21 protein-coding genes and 2 pseudogenes are annotated in these 18,257 nt (G+C 55.9%); 4 read left to right on the plus strand and 19 right to left on the minus strand.

Going from position 1 to position 18,257, the window contains the following annotated elements; translation table 11 throughout:
* Positions 1-465: 465 nt before the first annotated feature.
* Complete coding sequence (locus HAPAU_RS18605; protein ID WP_066385623.1) at positions 466-678, minus strand: hypothetical protein; 213 nt, start codon at positions 676-678, stop codon at positions 466-468.
* Positions 679-1,132: 454 nt separating this feature from the next.
* On the opposite strand from HAPAU_RS18605, the gene HAPAU_RS18615 reads away from it, so the two are divergent.
* A complete protein-coding gene (locus HAPAU_RS18615) occupies positions 1,133-1,495 on the plus strand; it encodes a hypothetical protein (protein ID WP_066385626.1) in 363 nt (120 codons plus the stop codon).
* Positions 1,496-1,721: 226 nt separating this feature from the next.
* On the opposite strand, the gene HAPAU_RS18620 is transcribed toward HAPAU_RS18615, so the two are convergent.
* The 9 genes and pseudogenes from HAPAU_RS18620 to HAPAU_RS18655 all read right to left on the minus strand — a co-directional run bounded on the left by HAPAU_RS18620 (position 1,722) and on the right by HAPAU_RS18655 (position 8,893).
* Positions 1,722-2,063: a hypothetical protein gene (locus HAPAU_RS18620; protein WP_066385627.1), complete on the minus strand. Its 342-nt coding sequence runs from the start codon at positions 2,061-2,063 to the stop codon at positions 1,722-1,724.
* A gap of 50 nt (positions 2,064-2,113) precedes the next feature.
* Positions 2,114-2,446: a DUF5789 family protein gene (locus HAPAU_RS20585; protein ID WP_084383899.1), complete on the minus strand. Its 333-nt coding sequence runs from the start codon at positions 2,444-2,446 to the stop codon at positions 2,114-2,116.
* A gap of 327 nt (positions 2,447-2,773) precedes the next feature.
* Positions 2,774-2,911 (minus strand): annotated as a pseudogene (locus HAPAU_RS21335) (cold-shock protein); the annotation flags it as partial.
* Positions 2,912-3,847: 936 nt separating this feature from the next.
* Positions 3,848-4,678, minus strand: a complete 831-nt coding sequence (locus tag HAPAU_RS18635) for a succinylglutamate desuccinylase/aspartoacylase family protein (protein WP_245634252.1) — start codon at positions 4,676-4,678, stop codon at positions 3,848-3,850.
* A 371-nt stretch (positions 4,679-5,049) separates the two neighbouring features.
* Positions 5,050-5,469, minus strand: a complete 420-nt coding sequence (locus HAPAU_RS22645; RefSeq protein WP_449267245.1) for a glucosamine inositolphosphorylceramide transferase family protein — start codon at positions 5,467-5,469, stop codon at positions 5,050-5,052.
* Positions 5,466-6,167, minus strand: a complete 702-nt coding sequence (locus HAPAU_RS18640; protein ID WP_245634254.1) for a glucosamine inositolphosphorylceramide transferase family protein — start codon at positions 6,165-6,167, stop codon at positions 5,466-5,468. Before HAPAU_RS18640 ends, HAPAU_RS22645 begins: the two co-directional genes overlap by 4 nt.
* An 81-nt stretch (positions 6,168-6,248) precedes the next feature.
* Positions 6,249-7,316, minus strand: a complete 1,068-nt coding sequence (locus tag HAPAU_RS18645; RefSeq protein ID WP_066385636.1) for a carboxypeptidase-like regulatory domain-containing protein — start codon at positions 7,314-7,316, stop codon at positions 6,249-6,251.
* A 433-nt stretch (positions 7,317-7,749) separates the two neighbouring features.
* Positions 7,750-7,917 carry a DNA-binding protein gene (locus HAPAU_RS18650; protein ID WP_066385637.1) on the minus strand — a complete coding sequence of 56 codons (168 nt, stop codon included), beginning with the start codon at positions 7,915-7,917 and terminating at the stop codon, positions 7,750-7,752.
* Between the two features lie 91 nt (positions 7,918-8,008).
* A complete protein-coding gene (locus HAPAU_RS18655) occupies positions 8,009-8,893 on the minus strand; it encodes a PhzF family phenazine biosynthesis protein (RefSeq protein ID WP_066385871.1) in 885 nt (294 codons plus the stop codon).
* A 310-nt stretch (positions 8,894-9,203) separates the two neighbouring features.
* Here HAPAU_RS18655 and HAPAU_RS18660 point away from each other — a divergent pair, with 310 nt between their 5' ends.
* Positions 9,204-9,809, plus strand: coding sequence for an HdeD family acid-resistance protein (locus tag HAPAU_RS18660; protein ID WP_245634255.1), 606 nt, complete (start codon positions 9,204-9,206; stop codon positions 9,807-9,809).
* A gap of 105 nt (positions 9,810-9,914) precedes the next feature.
* On the opposite strand, the gene HAPAU_RS20590 is transcribed toward HAPAU_RS18660, so the two are convergent.
* Positions 9,915-10,361: a penicillin acylase family protein gene (locus HAPAU_RS20590; RefSeq protein WP_245634256.1), complete on the minus strand. Its 447-nt coding sequence runs from the start codon at positions 10,359-10,361 to the stop codon at positions 9,915-9,917.
* A gap of 450 nt (positions 10,362-10,811) precedes the next feature.
* Between HAPAU_RS20590 and HAPAU_RS20595 the strand changes: the two are divergent.
* Positions 10,812-11,233 (plus strand): annotated as a pseudogene (locus tag HAPAU_RS20595) (CoA-binding protein).
* Positions 11,234-11,439: 206 nt separating this feature from the next.
* Here HAPAU_RS20595 and HAPAU_RS18680 read toward each other — a convergent pair.
* Together HAPAU_RS18680 and treF are read right to left on the minus strand one after the other, a co-directional pair.
* A complete protein-coding gene (locus HAPAU_RS18680; protein WP_245634257.1) occupies positions 11,440-11,670 on the minus strand; it encodes a hypothetical protein in 231 nt (76 codons plus the stop codon).
* A 159-nt stretch (positions 11,671-11,829) separates the two neighbouring features.
* Positions 11,830-13,329: an alpha,alpha-trehalase TreF gene (gene treF, locus HAPAU_RS18685; protein ID WP_066385649.1), complete on the minus strand. Its 1,500-nt coding sequence runs from the start codon at positions 13,327-13,329 to the stop codon at positions 11,830-11,832.
* Positions 13,330-13,822: 493 nt separating this feature from the next.
* Here treF and HAPAU_RS20600 point away from each other — a divergent pair, with 493 nt between their 5' ends.
* A complete protein-coding gene (locus tag HAPAU_RS20600; RefSeq protein WP_084383936.1) occupies positions 13,823-14,152 on the plus strand; it encodes a DUF5789 family protein in 330 nt (109 codons plus the stop codon).
* Between the two features lie 149 nt (positions 14,153-14,301).
* Here the strand turns inward: HAPAU_RS20600 and HAPAU_RS21950 are convergent, their stop codons facing one another.
* The 6 genes from HAPAU_RS21950 to HAPAU_RS18710 all read right to left on the minus strand — a co-directional run bounded on the left by HAPAU_RS21950 (position 14,302) and on the right by HAPAU_RS18710 (position 18,233).
* Positions 14,302-14,442: a DUF7563 family protein gene (locus HAPAU_RS21950; RefSeq protein WP_169802692.1), complete on the minus strand. Its 141-nt coding sequence runs from the start codon at positions 14,440-14,442 to the stop codon at positions 14,302-14,304.
* A 705-nt stretch (positions 14,443-15,147) separates the two neighbouring features.
* The gene (locus HAPAU_RS18690; protein ID WP_394327303.1) at positions 15,148-15,828 is read right to left on the minus strand and encodes an urease accessory protein UreF; all 681 of its coding nucleotides are present in this window, start codon (positions 15,826-15,828) and stop codon (positions 15,148-15,150) included.
* On the minus strand, positions 15,828-16,382 hold the full coding sequence (locus HAPAU_RS18695; protein WP_066385651.1) for an urease accessory protein UreE: 555 nt from the start codon (positions 16,380-16,382) through the stop codon (positions 15,828-15,830). The genes HAPAU_RS18690 and HAPAU_RS18695 overlap by 1 nt, the downstream gene beginning before the upstream one ends.
* Entirely contained in the window at positions 16,379-17,278 is a 900-nt protein-coding gene (locus HAPAU_RS18700; protein ID WP_066385653.1) for an urease accessory protein UreD, read from the minus strand. Before HAPAU_RS18700 ends, HAPAU_RS18695 begins: the two co-directional genes overlap by 4 nt.
* Complete coding sequence (gene ureG, locus HAPAU_RS18705) at positions 17,278-17,904, minus strand: urease accessory protein UreG (protein ID WP_066385654.1); 627 nt, start codon at positions 17,902-17,904, stop codon at positions 17,278-17,280. The genes HAPAU_RS18700 and ureG overlap by 1 nt, the downstream gene beginning before the upstream one ends.
* The gene (locus HAPAU_RS18710; protein WP_066385655.1) at positions 17,901-18,233 is read right to left on the minus strand and encodes an urease subunit gamma; all 333 of its coding nucleotides are present in this window, start codon (positions 18,231-18,233) and stop codon (positions 17,901-17,903) included. Before HAPAU_RS18710 ends, ureG begins: the two co-directional genes overlap by 4 nt.
* Positions 18,234-18,257 lie beyond the last annotated feature (24 nt).

Below are 18,257 nucleotides of genomic sequence, written 5' to 3' on the forward strand. Positions count from 1 at the left end.
GGGCCGTGGTAGGATGCTGGAACAACCGACTCACAGTCCACCGGTAGACTGGCTATTAGTAGAGTTGCAAGCAGTGTGCTCTCTCCGCTCTCCCGCTTTCCAGACCGTCTCGTAGTGTAGCGAAATGTGCTGTCTCTGGCGATCCTGATCCAACATTAAAGAAGGGTGACAACGGCTTCGCTGGCTAGGTAATCACTCAACGAGATCAAGCGTCGAGAGGAAAGGGGAGTCGGAACAGTCCCCAGCACACCGCGAACGTCGGTGGGCGGTGAGTGCAATCCTCTCTCGGTTTGACGGCATCACGGAGGGTCGTAACATGACCGAGCAGGTTGGTTTTTCCTCCGGAATGCCGTAGGACTACTCGGAGACGGATGTGTATTAGTATGAAGGAGGTACGGGGTAGTAAGAACACCGTACCAGTTGTTAGATGTTTATAGATAGTGTGACAGTTAGGGAGCGGAGACGTCACTCTGACGTTCCACCATCCGTTGCCGGGATCGCCTGCGTGAGCACGTCCCTCTGGTGCGTCGACTCTATTTCACCGTCCTCACGACGCTGCTGCTCGGCGTTTTCCCTCGGGAGGAAGAGGTTCGGGTTACCCAAAGATGGCTCATACCCGAGTCGATCGAGGATCAGCGGTGTGTGCGTCTCTGTGAGGTAGTCCGAGAGGCTTCCCATGACGCTCTCGATTGCGGCATAGGTGTCACGCCGAGGGATCGCTGGACGCCGACGGTAAGCGGGAGGTCATGGATTTCCCGACACATCGTGACTGTCCGCTTTTCTTTCGTCGAGAGGCTCGAGTCTGTATCGGAAATCTTCGAGAGGAGCCCTTCCGCGTCATCGATAATCTGATCAAGTTTGTCCTCGAGACGCTGCGGACGACCGCCATGGCGATACTCTCAAAGGGCGTGAGCGGACCGAGAACAAATAGTGCCCGTCGGCCGTCGGTTCGGTCTGCGAACGAGAACGACTGTACGGTCGAGGAGCACCTCCGTCACCGCCGAGCCATTTCAGCGCTCCCTTTGGAACCGGGATTCGAGGAAGCCTTGTGACATTCACCACGAATTACTACTGGCGATGGATATGGGAACCGGTGAAAAGGTATACGTACTCCAATACATAATTATAGATTATGTCTAATGGACTGAGCCAGCCACGACTGCCAGACGAACCGCCCGAACGGGGCGAGAGCGCCTACCCCAATATCGCCGACGATCCCGTGCCAGACGTCCCGACTGCGATCGAGATCGACCTCGGACTCGATCCCGTCGCCTACCGATACGAGAGCTGGTCCGAGATGGCTGGCGGGTGGGGGGAGATACTCCGATCAACGGCTGCGACCGTGCCGGATCCTGATCATGAACGCATCCGGAACGTCACCCCGTTGGTGTCGCTCTTGGACGTCGAGGCTCTGGTAGAACGGATGATGCTGTCCGGGGAAGTCATCGCGCCTCGCGAACGCACCGGTGCCATGAGAGAATCCCCGCCGCCGTGAATAGACGGGGATATCTAGCCGCGGCCCGGGAACCGGTCCCGCCTGGCGGACAAGTGAGCCATCAGAGAAATCGACTCTTGGAATCGGATGACTGACTCGCTACTGACAGCGGCACCCCGACGCCGCCTTTCATTCTCATCCGTCACCCTGTCAGTTCAGGCGCGCATGTGCGAGACAGCGATTCGGCGGTCATACCTTACTAAAAGAAGGGATCGGGAAAGGGAAATTAGGTGTCCTTACCGCCGTCTGTCGCGACTTCAGCGTTGATGAGTGCATCCATCTCAGCGGCTGCGTCTGACGTGATCTTCACCCGTTCGTCGCTGTCATCCTGCTCTTGGTCCCGGATCTGATCGTCCTGCTGGGCATGGTCGGAATCAGTCGATCGAGAAGCGGTCTGTATCCGTGGCTGAGGGGTGGAACCCTCTGATTCGCCAAGGATCTTCTTACCACCTGCTGTGTTGCGGAACCTGAACCCGTCTTGGTTGGCGATCTCGTGAGTGAGATCGCCAACGTGACTTGTCGAGTAGGCGCCGTCGAGAACCGAAGACTGAATCTCGGAAGCTGACATAGCAGTCTTAGCACAGGAGTGGCCGCGAGTCGCTGATGAGGGTGACCCCATCAACGGGATATCAGTCCTTGTAATCGATTTCGAACGTCATCGGCGGATTCGTACAATTCGTTGTCAACCGGAGCAAGTACTTCTGTAATGGTTTTCGACCCACCTTGTGTTTCGACCTCACGGTCGCCGTGAGCGCTGATAAGTTCATCAGTGGTCGTCGGATAGTCGTGATTTTCGAGCTCTTCATCCAGCTCACCGAGCTGTTCGCTGGGCTCAGTATCTATTGGTTCGGGTTCGTCAGCGCGGTCACGCGACTCTCGGAGTTCCCGTTCTCGCTGGCGTCGTTCTTCATCATCCGCTTGGTTGTCTCGTGCGTTTTTGTCATCTGCCATCCTCCGATTTACGAGCGAGAGCGGGATAAGAGTGTGGCCGTTCGCCAGTCGGTTCCTCTCAAATTCACCTCTCAGCCGAGTACCCGGTATCAACCACCAGGTCAGGTAGTATGCGCATGCACTGAGCAGCTGATTCAGCGTAGCTCACTCGAATTCGAGAGTTCCAGTATAGCTAATTGTTCTCCTACTTCTCCCCCAATACAATCCGCGAATGTGCTATTGATTCAGATGAGTGCTCGATTTGATAGCGCTGGCTACGGAACGGAGCATCGATAAAAGTGGAGTCATGTGTCAGTGTCGCCAATAGGCGAGGGACTGAAGCAGGTATTAGGCGCGAACGACGATGGTCGCTCGGGGGCCCTTACGAGCCTGTTCGATGTCTGTACCTTTTTCGAAGTCCGGGCCGCCAACGTCCTTCATGTGGAAGAAAACGCCATCATCCGAATCCTCAGTGGAAATAAAGCCGTTTCTACTATCTACACTACTACTGTACTAAAATAGGGTTGTTCGTCGTTGTTACTAGAATAGCCTTGCTTACGTGGCTCGCTCTCGCGGACTATTCTCGTCGATAAACGGTTAGACTGTTCCGATCACCCCTCGCTGGGTCTCTCGCAATTCCCCTAATCACAACGATGTGATACTGCCCTGCTACGTCTGGATCAACGACAACGGACTTCTTCCCCCACTGCTTCTTCACGTCGACGTCTCTTTTCCAATATCGGCGAAGAAAGCCATGACACGAGCCACAGTCTGCGTGTGCGGCTTTGTGCGTTCTGCACTGGAATCCCTTTGTGATCGTCTGGTTATCGATGATGAAGCCAGCAGGTTCCCTTCTCGGCGTAATCGTGTACGTCTCGTGTGATGAACCGTGCACGTTCTTGGTCGTCAGTTCACGATCTGTGATGTGCTCGGAGAGCCTACAGTTGTGTTCCAACGGTGTACCGGTAGTCTGGGAGACCGCGTCGTCGGGATCGGCGCCCTCATCGGGTGTCTCCTCGGACGGTGCGTCCAGATCCTGGGTTGGGTCTTCGATGTCGGTGTTCGCAGATGTGATCCGTCTCCACTACCTTCTGACACCTCAGATATCTCAAAAACCCTCGTATTATCGTTGTATAGTGTATCGTCGACAAAGCGCATAGTAGCCAGCTCCAAGAGCAAGTGAGACCCCATAACAGACGACAATAAAGGGCACCCAGTAGAGTCGGAAGCCAAAATTCCGAACTTTGGGGAGGATATCTCCGATGACCGTCATGCAGACAAACAGGACGTATCCCGGGAGTGCAAGCGGGGAAAATAATCGCGAGTCAATATCGCTCAGAGCAAGCGGAAAGACCAACAGTGCGAAACTCACCCAAACGGCGGGCGCGATGATGATCTTTCTGAGAGTAATGCGTTCACCCATCATGCAGTTCGCTGGATCCCATTCTGGTCGAGCAGCTGTTCGGTTATTGTCGTGGTCCACCGGAGTTGCGTCTCGAGATCGAGCAGGAACTCCGTCGACTCAATGAGAAAGCCTAGAGCCCCTATATCGCGCTGGACCTTCTGAATAAGCATCCCAGTGTCCCGGTCGGTATCGTGAATGTCCGCCATTGTAAACCGATGAAAACGCATCGTCCGAGGCACGTGATTCTCGTTCATATAGTCGATGACGTATTCTGCGGTGTCGATTGCTCTTTCTCCATGTGCTTCCGTCAGGAGGAGTACTTGCCCAATCCACCGACGATGCGTGTTGAATAGCCCGCGAGAACGGTGGAGGTCGATCACGACGTCCGGATCGGTATCCTTGACGACACCCCAGATCGCACGAGCGAGAGCGCTTTCAGGTTTCTGTCCGCTGGGAAATAATCGGTTGAGGTCGCCATCCGGTCCTCGGCGGCTGTTTCGTTCGATAGCGACGATATTGGCCAGCGGGATCACAAGTAATCGACCCGCGTCGAGCTCCCAGTTCGTGGCGTTGGCCGCAACCCGATAACCGTTGACCTCATTGCCGTGCATCCCACCAATAACCACCGCTGTCGGACCCTCCTTGGAGCCGTTGACTTCGTAGACCCCCGTCTCGCGGTTGGTTCCTTCCATGAGGGTCTCGACGATTCGATCCTGATTGAGCGCGTCCGTGGCGCGTTTGAGTGAACGCTCCGGGGAGTGTTGGCATGATCGAAGTGCCGCCACACCGGCAATCAGTGCGCCAGTCAGGGTGGTAGCCCCGACTGGAAGGAGGGTTCGGTATCTCACTAGTAGAGACTTCAGTGTGAGCTTCAATAAGACTCCCGTAGTTCAGTTCTTATTGAAACGATTATCTACTGAGGATTGGTTTCCTCGAAACAGATAGCAGCGGCAACAGAAGTATACTGACGCCATCGTTGAACAGAGGATTCTACTACTCGATACTGGTAGAAATGACGAGTAGAGACAGGCCAAGTCTCCATGGACAACCGTTGTCGGGAGTGGGACCTCTCAGGGGGGTCCGTGGCTAGAGCCGTCAACAGCCGTTCACGGATGTACCCGCTAGTAATCGTACCGCACAATCAACCGCTTGTGTGGGGAATGGATGAGTTCCTGTTAGAGGGTTGACCCGCTCTCGCGGGGATTAGGACCCGGGGACATCACTCGCCACCGACGTCAGCAGTCTCCGGAGCATTCGTCTCGAGTGTGGTCTCTCCGGGGATCTCGGACTCTTCGGGAAGGATGACGCGCCGTTCCTTGGGTCCGTCCATGCCGCGTGCGTCCCCGTCAACAGCGGCACGCCACCCGCCGCCCTCGCCGCGATACCACGGGTCATAATGGTGCATCCGCAGGGAGTTCCAGGCCGGATCTTCGTTTTCCTCCTCGGCAGTCCCCTCCAGTAGCGGCGAGGCCGGGTTTCGGTCCTGTTCAAAGGTCTCGGGGGTAAGGTCGGTGATCTGGTAGGCCGACAGCGATTCTCCGTAAAACTCCGCAGTCGCCTGGTAGAACATCATGATTTCGTCCTCGGTCACAATCGGCCGGCCGCCGGGTCGCGAAGCGTCGGGACGGCCCTCGATCACACCGGGTTGATGTCGTGAGCCGTCCAGTCGCCGTCGAGGTCGTCGCTGTAGTACGCATAGGCATCCTCGTTCCTGTCACCGGCGATCGACCACCAGCGGTCCTCCCACCGGAAAAACACGTGGTCGGTCACACCATGGCCGAATTCGGCAGGGTCGTATGCGGGACCGACGTCGGTCCACTCAGTCGGGAACTCTTCGGCCCGGTAGAGAGGGACGACGGCGTCGTTGCGGCCCTCCTCGGTCGTCATGTAGTACTCGCCGTCCCATTTGAACACGTACGGGAAAGAAAGGTGCCAGTCACGCTCAAGGACGACCTCCTCGTACTCCCACGAAACGCCGCCGTCCGGGCTAGTTGCATGGGAGATCAGGCCCCCGACGCCGGCCTCAAGGAACATGTGCCACTCGCCGTCTTCGACGAACAGAAACGGGTTTGCGACGAAGAGTGGCTCGTCAAGGTCCGTCACGTCCTCGGCGGTCGACAATCCGGTGTTGACCGCCGGATCGGACTCCGGTTCCAGCGGCCCGACGCCGGTTTCCGGATAGGGGTACGTGGGGATCGTCTCATCCCACGCCGGCGGCGACTCTGGCTCGCTCTCGATCTCCTCACTTCCCCTCGTCGACCCGGTCTCCTCAGCTGGGAGGCCAGGTAGTCCCTCCTCCTCCGTCTGGCTGGTACAGCCCGCCAGCCCGGCCAGCATGACGCCGAGACTCCCCCAAAAATTCTCGCCGTTGATCAGAGACTATCATGTTTATATGGGATTTTCGAGATCGCGTTCAGTTTAGCTTCCTTTTACGCAGTCATCATCCTCATCGTCACTATCATTGCTGTCGCCATCGTCGATCGAGCCCTCGTCATCGTCGTCACCGGCATCACTATCGCCATCATCAACAGAATCATCCTCGTCGTCGTCCGACACATCAATTTCAAAGACAGTCTCTTGGACGCCGTTTTCTGCGTCACTCATGATTCCGAGCGTCTGTTCTTGGTCACGCACTTCAACGTCGAACATCACGGCGTCCGTCGGCTCGCCCGCCATGAGTTCGATCACGACCTCGCCATCGGCATTCGTCTCGTGTGTCTCCGTACCTTCCTCCTCAACGGTACCGGGCCCCCAAAGCGTTACGGGCTCACCCTCGACAGGGTCGCCATCCTGACCGACCACGCGGATGATCCCGGTTGCCTTGTTGTTGGTGTCGAGTGTCACACTCACTTCAGCCCCGGTATCATCAACAGTGACCGGAGTGGCCGCTGGACCGGTGACATCGTCGTGATTGACGATGACGTCGTACTCGCCGCTCTCGATGTCGAACGAAACCGTGCCATCGCTATCGGTGTCGCCGCTCGCAACTTCGTCCCCACCGTCGGACGCAACGACGCTTACGTTCGCGTCCCCAACGGGATCGTCGTTCTCGTCGCGGACGGTCACGATGACCGTATTCTCCTCGTCTCCCTGCGAATCTTCTGTCTCCATTTCGGCCGTGATGTCCGTATCCCCATCGACCTCAAAAGACGTATCCTCTGAAGCCTCCTCGTAACCGGGAATATCGTAGACGTTATACGAATATTCGCCTTCTTGACTCACCTCCCACGTTGCTTGACCGTCTTCATCGAGTTCTCGTTCGCCGATAATATCCCCATCCGCACTGCCGATGATCGTCGCTTTTCCTTCGAGTGGATTGCCATCCTGATCGACAGCGGTGAGTGTGATTACGTAGTCCGAGTTGTCGTTGTTCTGGGCGAAACTAGCTGTTGAGAGACCAGCGATGCCAGTCGCAGCGACAAGACCGGTTTTCAGGATTGTCCGTCGGCGATGCGTTCCGTCCGATTTGCTATTAGTTCGAAGCATCGGGTTCGTAATGACTCCCACAAACGTGGCAAATAAATCCTATTAAACCATTTGTTGTTTATACAAATTCATTGATCACCGACCAACAACATTGTACATAGATAGATTCGAATACGCATCGACGAGATCGTATTTGTCGCCTCAGCGGGCAGACTCTCTGGTGGCCCCATCTCCTGATATGAACTCTCGATAGTCTTTCATTGTCCCAGAAGGGCCAAACGTGGCTATCACTGCCTTGTGCAACAGTTACCGATCAGTAGCTCTCGATGTTGCACAAGGTACTATCTGACTGAGTACGCCGTGGTGTGACGGACAATTACAGGTGATACTTGACTTCGTGATGCTACTTGGGCCGGTTTTCAGCTGAATGTCTACGAAAACGGCAGCTACGTTGGAAGTTCTACTACACTACTTCACCAGAAACTCGTCGGCCTTAGAGGTCGCGAGCTTGAACGGTTTTGCGGTCGTTGTCAGCTGCTCGTTGGGCTGCCGCCTCGAGGAGCTCCTCGACTTCCTCGTCGAGTGCGTCGTAGAAATCCGACGACACATTGTGGTCAGTGAGCGCCTCCTTGACCGCCGACTGAACGATGAGATCTGCCATCAGCTACTGTTACAGAGGGTGCTACTGTATGCTTTCTGCTTGGGATAGCATGAAAGAGCATCAGTAGAACCGCTCTGGAGGACGTATGAAGTTACTGGAGTTGCCCGCTCAAGACAGGCAATACGCGTCCACCAACTTCAACAGTGATACCGTCTGTCGATTGAGATGCTCGGAGGCGAAGCAGTGAGGGACGGTTCATCTCGTATCCCTGTTCGACAGTCACCTCGATCTCATCAGCATCAAAATAATCGTACTGGACGAGATAGGCTGCGAGACATCCGTTCGAGGAGCCGGTCGCAGGATCCTCCGGGACGCCGCCACAGTCGGCAAAGACACGGACGTTCAGGTCGTTGTCGTCGTACGTCTCGGGAGCGAACACGAGGAGATTCACATTGCCGAGCGGATCGATAAGATCGTTGTAGTATGAGTCCAGTTGCGTCTCCGCTCGCTGAACGGCATCGAGGGACGTCAGCGAGACAATAACGGTTGGAAGCCCTGTCGACACGACACGAATTGGGTACGAGTCGTCAATATCGATCTGATCGAGCCCAAGGACATCTGCGATCAGCTCCGGTGTAAGCTCCTCTTCAAATGATGGCTGGATTTGTTTCATCCAGTAGAGTTCGTCATCGTCGTCTGCTTCGACCCAGACGGGGATCTCGCCCACTCCAAGGTTGAGTGCGAGTTGGTCTGGCCGATCGTCTGTGAGATACTCACGAATCACGAACGCCGTGCCCAGTGTTGGGTGACCGGCAAACGGGATCTCCTCGGCGGGGTCGAAGATACGGACGTCATACTCACCAACAGTTGTGTCGGCCGATTCGATGAAGGTGGCTTCGGAGAAGTTTGTCTCGCGGGTGAACGCAAGCATCTCATCGGTGGAGAGGTTGGACGCCTCGTGAACGACTGCTAATTGATTGCCGGCGTACTTCTTCTGTGCGAATACATCGACGATATGGACGGGGTTGGTTGGCATCTCTGTCACTCTATTCGTGAACGTGAAGGGATACTGTATCGGTCGAAAGACGAGGTCTGAGTTTATTGAGCTTCACTCATCGATACGTATTCTCTCTCGAGTACCGATTCCAGCCCTCTATAGCCGAATCATGACATTCCATAAGCATTTTTCTCATATATATTTGAATCGCCATTAGATGGTGGTGCTCTATCTGCTGCTTTGGCTCTCACCTTCGATCTCTCATGTATAGGCGACTCTCCGACCCATTGTAAATTGACTAACATCTTTTATAGTAGTCGGGAATAGACGGTTTGAGTGAGGCACATAGATGAACCAAACAGCCACGACTGAATCGGCCCGAGAATCGATGCACTCGCTGCAAGATCACTGGCGACTGTTGTTAGCGATGGGGATCATCATCGTCGGCCTCGGTATCTTAGCGATTCTTTCTCCATTAGTCGCCGGCTTATCTGCAACCGTCGCACTGGGGGCACTCTTAATCATTGGTGCAGTCGTTCATGCAGCCCACGTGTTTACCGTGCAGGGGTGGAAAGGACGCACGGCTCAGGCTGTCTTAGCAGTCGTGTACCTACTGGCTGGCCTCGCACTCGTCGGTAACCCTGCAGCAGGATTAGCTACTCTCACCGTGTTATTAGTCGCGTTCTTCTTTGTTGACGGGCTCATCGAAGTATATGGTGGACTCAAACTCCGTCCTGAGACGAACTGGCAGTGGATGGTCGCAAGTGGCGCCATCTCAATCGTCCTTGCCGGTCTTATCTGGGTGACGTTGCCCTTTGCTATTGTGTGGGTCGTTGGTCTTCTTTTCGGCATCAATCTACTTACAACAGGTATCTCGATGATCGAGATCGCTTTCGGTGGCCGGAGTGCCAGTAAAGAAGGGAGGGCACCTGCTGGCGAGCCACGTGGCGCCTAATGGTGCCTTACGCATTTTGCTTTAAATCGGATGCCTTCGAGTTATTCGGAAGTGGCACTCTGAGGCAGATACCAGCAGTGATCAAAAGAGAAAATCGATTGAGATTTACTTACTACTCACGGGTGTGAGATCAATCCGCCTGACACACGCATCTTGAACAGCCTCTCGTGTGTAGAGTAAGGGGAAATACTCCCCGTTAACAAACATATCGAGTAAATTGTCGTAGAACGGGCTCTCAGGATCGCCGGATTGACCAGGTACGTTCATTGCTAGTGAATTATTCCATTCACCAACGTCAATGATCATTTGCCATGACCCTCCATACGTTAGCTGGAACTCATCGTTGTGGCCAGCTCGCCCCACCGTATAGTTCCCTCCGCCCATCGGTTTTGGGCCGACATTCAGCGTCTCAGCACTCTCTTCGTCAACAGCAGGTGACAGGGCATGTTCAAAGAGCGCATGCTTCAGATCACCCCACTTCCACTCGTCCCGGTTCTCACCGAGTCGGTCTTCGACGTCATCGATCAGTGATGAGCAGATAGACGTCCTCAACGAACAGCTCCGAGCGCAACGCACTGAGAAGTGAGAGAAGAGTACGCCGGCTCTATCGATGGCACTCCGGTCTTTCTCGGGTGCAGTAGTGACGATCCGTATGTCACCGCTGCTCGTATTCACGAGACGGCACGCGTGTTCGAACGGCTCGATGGTGACGTAACGAGCCGACTCTACGAGGGATTAGGGCACGCCATCAACGACGATGAAATCAAGACCATCGATACACTCATCGACCAACTCGTTTGAATAGTCGGTCCAAGGTTGTTGAGACCACCCCAGACGGGAGCGGTAGTACCGATCGTGAACTCCTTGATTTTGCCCGGTTTGATGACCATACCAAGGATGAGTGAGAGAGATCAACAGTAGCTTGAGTTATGAAACAATCTGGACGAAAAGCGAAGAAGTTTCCGGCAATACGCTGATTTGCTGGTTCGCAGTAGTTCGTGCATGCCAATCGAGGACAACGACGAACTTCGACGGACTCTCGGCTTCGACCGAGTGGCAGTCATCGGCGCATCGACGTCCTACGAGAAGGCAGCACACATCGTGCCAGCGACCTTCAGCGCCATGGCTACGAAATTAGCCCGGTCAATCCGACGGCGGACGAGATATTCGGGAAACAGGCCGCCGATACACTGGCCGATGTTCCAGACCCCATCGATATCGTTGAAATCTTCCGGCCGAACGAAGAGGTTCCTGAGATCGTCGAACAGGCGCTGGCTCGTGACGACGTGAAAGCGATTTGGATGCAACTCGGGATAGGAAATGACGAGGCGACACGAGTGGCGGAAGCAACTGGATTGGATGTTGTCCAAGACCACTGCATGAAGGTCGAACACGGCCAGCTTATTCGTCATCCAATGGATTGACCTCGGAGACTGGTCTGAGGATGATATCTGACTGATCACACATGGTGTGATACGCTCACGAAGCCAGCACCGACGAACCCGTTTCTACTCCCTCCCTTACTACTACACCAGGGTAGGGCTGTTCGGAGTTGTGACTAGGAGCGAAGGGCGTACCCGGGGTAGTTGTCGTCGACGATGCTCCTTGTTGTTCTCCCGTTGTTAGGACATCACACTTCCTGTGGGGGAGGTTGCTCAATATCCCGATCACAACGATCGTGATACCGGTCAGCTGCTTCCTCGTCAACCACCACGAGTTTCTTCCCGCGTCGCTTCGTCTGTTCGACGTCGTCTTTCCCCAGCTTTGAGAGGAAGTTCATGACGCGGGCCACAGTTTGCGTGTGGGGCTTCGAGCCTTCGGCGGCGGTGATGACCTTCGTGATCGTCTGGCTATCGAGCACGAGCCCAGCAGGCGCTTCGTCATGGTACGAAGGTCCGCCCCTCTCCGTCACTGTGCGTACCCCTGACGCTTGGAACGACAGTTGAAAGCTCGCTCCAGATCACTCTTGATAATTATTCCTACTATTCTGCAGTGATTATCATCGTAATACTGTAGAATACTAGTAGAAAAGTGCCGGTAACGCGAGCGCAACGCCATTAGTCCACCCAAAGCCATACTGCAACGGGTACTCACCTCCACTGCCTCTACCGGAACCATCCGTCACGTCGTATTTCTCAAGCATGAGACCGTTGCGGTCGAACACCTCTCGATTGAGATCAAGCCATCGGCCGGCAACCATCTCTGCGAGTCTCTCGTGGCCGTACTGATGGAGACCGACAGACGCCATCCAGTGGAGCGGTGCCCAGCCATTCGGTGCGTCCCACTGCTCACCCGACTCCGTCAGCGTTGTCACCAGTCCACCGGAATGGAGAAAGCGTTCCTTAAGATGTGCTGCGACTTTGGCTGCCTGTTCTTCCGTAGCCATTCGACAGAAGAGGGGGACGACCGCCGCAAGTGACCACGTCTCGGTTCGACATTTCTTGGACCAGCTGTAATCGAAATAAAATCCCGCTTCGTCGTCCCAACAGAGTTCATCGACCGCTTGCCGCCGCCTTTCTGCGGTCCGAGCATATTTTTCGGCGTGTTCCTGATTTCCGAACGTTCGCTCCCACCGCGAGAGCTTGTTCTCCATCGCGTAACACAACGCGTTCAGATCAACCGGGAGTAGTTTCGTCGTCCGGATTGTCGCTAGATCGTCTTGGTCCGTAAGCCACCGACTGCTGAAATCCCAGCCTGACTCACAGGCTGCCCGGACGTCTCGGTAGAGTTGGCGATTCTCTCTCTCGGATGTTTCTGCGAGGGTGACGTCCTCTCGGTACGATTCTTCACGTGGGGCAGCGCGGTCATCCCAGTACCGGTTGAGTACGGCTTGCTCGGTATGGACGACGCGACGGAACGCCGGCTCGGTGTCGGTCACCTCCTCCGAGCCGTCCATCCAGAACTCGTACTCGCGTCGTAGTTCCGGGAGATACGATCGGACTGCTTCAATCCCGCGTTCACTCTCGAGGATGTCGAGGAGGTGGCAGAACATCGGCGGGTGCGATCGGCTTGCATAGTAGAGACGGTTTCCGTTCGGGACACAGCCATACTGATCAATAAGTGCCGCACAATTCTCAGCGAGATCAGCAATGAGGTTGATACGCCCTGTAACAGCTAATCCGATAGCGGCGAAGTACGTATCCCAGTAGTAGGACTCTCGGAATCGTCCACCGGCGATCACGTACCGACGTGGAACAGATAACCGCGTACTCCACTCCTGTTCCTCGCTGGGATCCCTGATGAGATGCGTCCAGAGCTCGTCGATATACCATTCCATCGAAACCGTTGAGGGGTCGGCTGCAGCGACGGGATCTTCTGGGAGCGTGAACGACTCGGCGACAAACTCTCTCATATCGAAATCAGGCTCTGTGTGCTCACGCTCAAATCGCTCTCTGATCTCGGCAAGCTCACGATCGGGAACGGCGTCGACGAACGTCTTTGAGTCACTGAACGTCCCCGATTGTTGGACTGTCTTGAAGAGGTCGCCAGCAAGTTGGGGATAAGAGGAGAGTGAGCGCATATCACTGATATAGAACGGCCCTGATTTGATTCTGGCGGGATTGATTGGGTTCCTGACTATCCGGCGAAGACTTGAGGGTTAAACACCAGACCCACCCTTTGCCTTGGCGACAAAGTATGACTTCGCCGGTGTTGAAGTTCCAGTGATTGCTCTTTACGACCTACTGTGGATCCAGAGACAAACGATCGACTTCAGGTACAAATCTCTTCTATCATGCACGATATTTGTAGTAGTACCGTTGAATACTTAACAGCGGTGAAGACACGTGAATCCCCCGCTGAGCGCGGGGGAGATGACCAGTCGTACGTGGCCCGAATCAGCGAATCCGATATTAGCTACGATAATCGGTCGCTAATCCAGATTAGGATACAGCATTCTCTACCATTATAGTTTGGGTAGAATTTAATGGGATTACCCCTTGTATGGCCTTGTTCTCATTTAGGTGTAGGATGCCAAGCGTTTTGTGTTTGTATAAATAATAATGTTGAATACGATGACTTCACCAGAACGGACGGATCGAACACGAGAACAGGGAATCGAGTTCGGGACTCTTGCAGAGGACCTCACCACAGTAGAGTACCCAGCAGCTTGTACGGAGTTGATCGATACATATGGTGATGAGACCTTACTGCTTCCAAATGGTTCTCAGTCGTTGCGAAACGTGCTTGAGCCACTTCAGGGCGAACAGTTTGATTCATCTGCGGACGTCCGACAGGCCATTATCGGGTTAGTGAATAAGAAGGCGATCGGCCGCGAAGGGTATAGTGATCGAACACCACCCGCACTCGGTGAAGATCATGATCGAGAACCCGAGTCATTCTAAACAGTTATAGTGAACGTAGCGATCGCGCGGCTCATAAAATCGAGGAGATTCTTGAGCGAGCACAAGCCCGCTCTCTTTTTGTTCAATACAGGCAGTCCTGTTTGCTCTATCACTTCGTTTAGCTGCAGCAATCAGTAGCCACTGAACGGTCAGTGGCCGGTTGCTTTCCCGTTCTTGATTGCCGTCGCACTCAGACAGCTGGGACAGCCATAGAGCGTCCCGTCGTTGTCAGCGAACACGCGGTGGAAATCGGCGGTCACGTGCTGGCCACACCCGTCACACTGGGGCATACCTCTAGTAGAGTATTTCTTATTCATCAATTTTGGGATACAATGTAGAGCGGACGGCGTGAGCGATGCCACAGCAGAGTACTAATATTGTTGAATATCGAGACGTGTATTCGGAGATGATCTAGGAGAAGGATCTTTTCTGTGGATCGTTAGCGATTCACTTCCGGATTGTGTGGCCAGTAGTAAGATAGTTCAATTGTAATTAGGATGTATACAAGATTCGTAACTACAAATAGATATTTATATCAGTGATGCAAATATCAATTCTCAGAACGATGAACAGCACTGACCGGCAGTATCCGAAATGGTACTGTAATGAGTGTGGCACACTGCTTCAGATTTCTCCTTGTCCGCACTGTCGGACTCGTGAGGATGTCACCGAAGAATCAATCACTAGCTGATCAACCTTCCGAACCAATCTGCCGAGCACGAAGCCAACAGGCGCTTTCCTAGCGTAATCGCGAACGATGAATCGAGCGCGGTCCCGATTAATCCTCAGTTCATGTACTTCCGTTAACGCGCGCTGTGAGTGGATTGGGACGTACCTCAACGGGATTGCCGACGAATGAACTAACACCGTTTGATTACCTGGAAGAGAGACTGGCTTATTCTATTACAGACGACGCTATGGTCACGTGAATAAGTCCTTGGAGACCTGTTGACTCTTAGTGGGTCGAGATCATAAAGACCGAGTGGAGTCGATTTTCAACTGACGAACAGCCGCCGTTCGGCCCGCTCGTGGCGCATCCCTTGGACATCGATCAGGGGCGTACACGAGCGGAGCTGTTCTAGGTCTCGGTCGGCAGACTCGCGCTCGACGCTCTCGATGACTGGAAACAGGTCGTGGAGGATACGCTGGATCTCCGTGTGTCCCAACCGGAGGAGACGTTGGGCTGCACCTAAGAGACCGGTGACGAAGGCGTAGCCACACACCAGTCGGGCGTCGTATTCGGAGACGCCTTTCGTGGCGGATACGACGCCCAACACGGTGGGGTAATGTCCGCGTGCTTCGTCGCCGACTCGCTCGGCGTAGCGATCGACGAACGCGTGTTCATCGGCGACGACGTCGAGCAGTCGTTTACCCGACGTCAGGGAGCTCTCGCGGAACTCACGTGCGAGTAGCGTCGCGTGCAACCGGTCGTCGACCCGAGCGAGACGGTCAACGTCCCCCTGGCGGGCGGCGCAATGGGCGGCCGAGAGCGCGACCATATCACAAGGCCCGACCTGTCCGTAGAGGTAGTCCGAAAGGAGTTCGCGCAGGTCTTCGCCTGTCTCGACACGTCCCTCCTCGGCGAACGACTCGAACCCGTAGGAGATGGTATAAGAGCCGACCGGCAGAAACGAGTCGGCGAGTCTGAGCGCCGAGAGCAAGCCACTCTCGTCGATCATCCGTGCTTACCGTGGCGGTGTTCGTGGGAGTGACTTGCTGTAGAGCCATGCGCGTGCGAGCCATCGGCGCCGTGATTCTCGTTCGCGTCGTCGAAGAGCTCGGGATCGACCAGTTCGACGCCGATCTCGGCGCCGTCGGGCAGATCCTCTCGAAGGGTCCGATCCATCAATCGACGCTCGCCGACGACCGGGACCAGGAGGTCGTCGTCGCGGATCGCGAGTTCCCAATGCTGATTACCCATGTGGTGGCCCAATTCGAGGGCGTTCTTCCAGCTGATCTCCGGTAGCGAGACTACGAGTGCCTCCCGTCGATCGAACTCGACGACGACCATCCGCTCGTCGCTCGCCACGAGTACGTCACCCGGTTCGAGGTCGGTATCCCCGAGAACGACCCCCAGATCGGTGCCATCCGAGAGTTCGGTCTTGAACCGCGAGCGGTTTCGCTCGCGCTCACTCACAGTGATCCGTTCGAGGGTTCCACCTTCCTCGTGGCGCTGCCGTTGCTCGGCCATTTCCTCGACGCTCCCGAGGATCTCGCGGGCGACGATCACGGCCGGGCCTCCGGGATCTCGGATCCTAATCGTGCGGTACGAACCGCGGCCCAAGCCTCGCGAAGTGCGTCGGTCACGGGTGCGCGCTGGTCGCCGAGGGCGCGGACGATAACACCCCGATCGTCGGGGGACCGTGTCACGCCGGCGTGAACGGCCGACTGATCGTCGTCGATCCGATCGTGAATCCGATCCGTGATCACTTCTGTATTCTCGATTCCCAGCGCGTACAGGGACCCAATGACCGCGAACTCGCCGAGAACGCCAGGAGATTGGGGCGAGCGCTCATCGGGTGCGAGATCGAGCGAATCCTGTAATAGGGGTGTTCCGTTGGACGCGTCGACGCGCAGTTGGGAGCGGTACCGATCGTAGGCGAACCGTTCGCCACGGGCCAATCGTCCAGAAACGACGACGTCCGAAAACAGCACCGTACCACCCTCGTGGAGCGTCACGTCAGCTGTCTGTAGACACCGCGTCCCTTCATGAAGGATCACCGGCTCGGGCAGGTACTCGAGGTACGCGCCCTCTCCGATATCGAGCTCGACTCCAAGTTGGGCGTAGTTGCGCTCCATCGACTGGACTTTCGTTGCGCTCTGGGCGGTAATACGGGCTTTCGCGTCCGGTTTCGCCTCCACCCGGGTGCGGTGGCGATCGCCCTGAGCGACCCCACCGGTCGGCGTCTGCACACACCGGGTGAGCAGCCCCGGTTCGGGGTCGTGATACAGCCCGCGGGTGAGGTGAAACGGGACCTCGACGTACTCGTGGATCGCGCGGGTCGTCCCCTCGACGTCGGGCGCGAGTGTGAGTTCCAGAACGCCGTCCTTGCCGGGCGAGCCCGCAGGGGTCGGGAGTTTCTCAGTGGCGTAGCCCTCGAAGGCAGCGGGCACCGACTCGGCCATCAAAACAGCACCCGATCTTCGATGTCCGCGATCACGTCGTCGATCCCGTCGCCCGTCTTGCAGTTCGTGAAAATAGAGGGCCCCTCACGGACGTCCGCTGCGTCCGAACGCATCACGTCTAGATCCGCGCCGACGTGTTCGGCCAAATCGGTCTTGTTGATTACCAGCAGGTCGGCCTCGACGACGCCCGGTCCGCGTTTTCGGGGGATGTCGTCGCCCTCCGCTGTCGAGATGACGAAGGCGTAGTAGTCGGCCAGTTCGGGGTTGAACGTCGCCGCGAGGTTGTCCCCGCCGCTCTCCAGCAACACGAGATCGAGGTCGGGGTACTCCTCGAGAAACGAATCGATTGCTGCGAGGTTCATCGAGGGGTCCTCCCTGATTCCGGTGTGTGGGCAGGCGCCGGTCTCGACGCCGACGACAAGATCCTCGGGGATCTCGCCCGCAAAGGAGCGCTTGAACTGCTCTGCGTCCTCCTGGGTGAGGATGTCGTTTGCGATGACGCCGATCTCCAATCCTGAGTCCTTGAGCTTCGGGACGAGCCGTTTGATCAGCGCTGTCTTCCCTGAGCCAACGGGTCCGCCGATTCCCACGGTGGGTACGTCCCGGTGGGTGGGCGGGCTGCTCATTCGGCCTCACCCCCTTCGTCGCCGTCCAGTCGAATTGGATCGTGGACGGTCACGAGCTTCGTCCCGTCGGGAAAGACGGGCTCGACCTGGACCATGTCGATCATCTCCGGGATCCCCTTCATCACGTCCGCGCGGCTGAGCAACTGGGTCGCCTCCGAACGCAATTCGGCGACGCTTTTGCCCTCCCGGGCGCCCTCGCAGACCCAGTCCGCGATGTAGGCGACTGATTCGGGGTGGTTCAGCGGCACGCCGCGCTCCCTGCGCCGGCGGGCCATCTGTGCGACGTTGAATAGTGTGAGGCGTTCTTCCTCTTTGGGTGTTAGGTTCATTAGTTGTGGATAGTGGTAGAGTGG

Origin of the sequence: Halalkalicoccus paucihalophilus (genome assembly GCF_001593955.1) — an archaeon.
GTDB classification, from domain to species: Archaea; Halobacteriota; Halobacteria; order Halobacteriales; family Halalkalicoccaceae; genus Halalkalicoccus; species Halalkalicoccus paucihalophilus.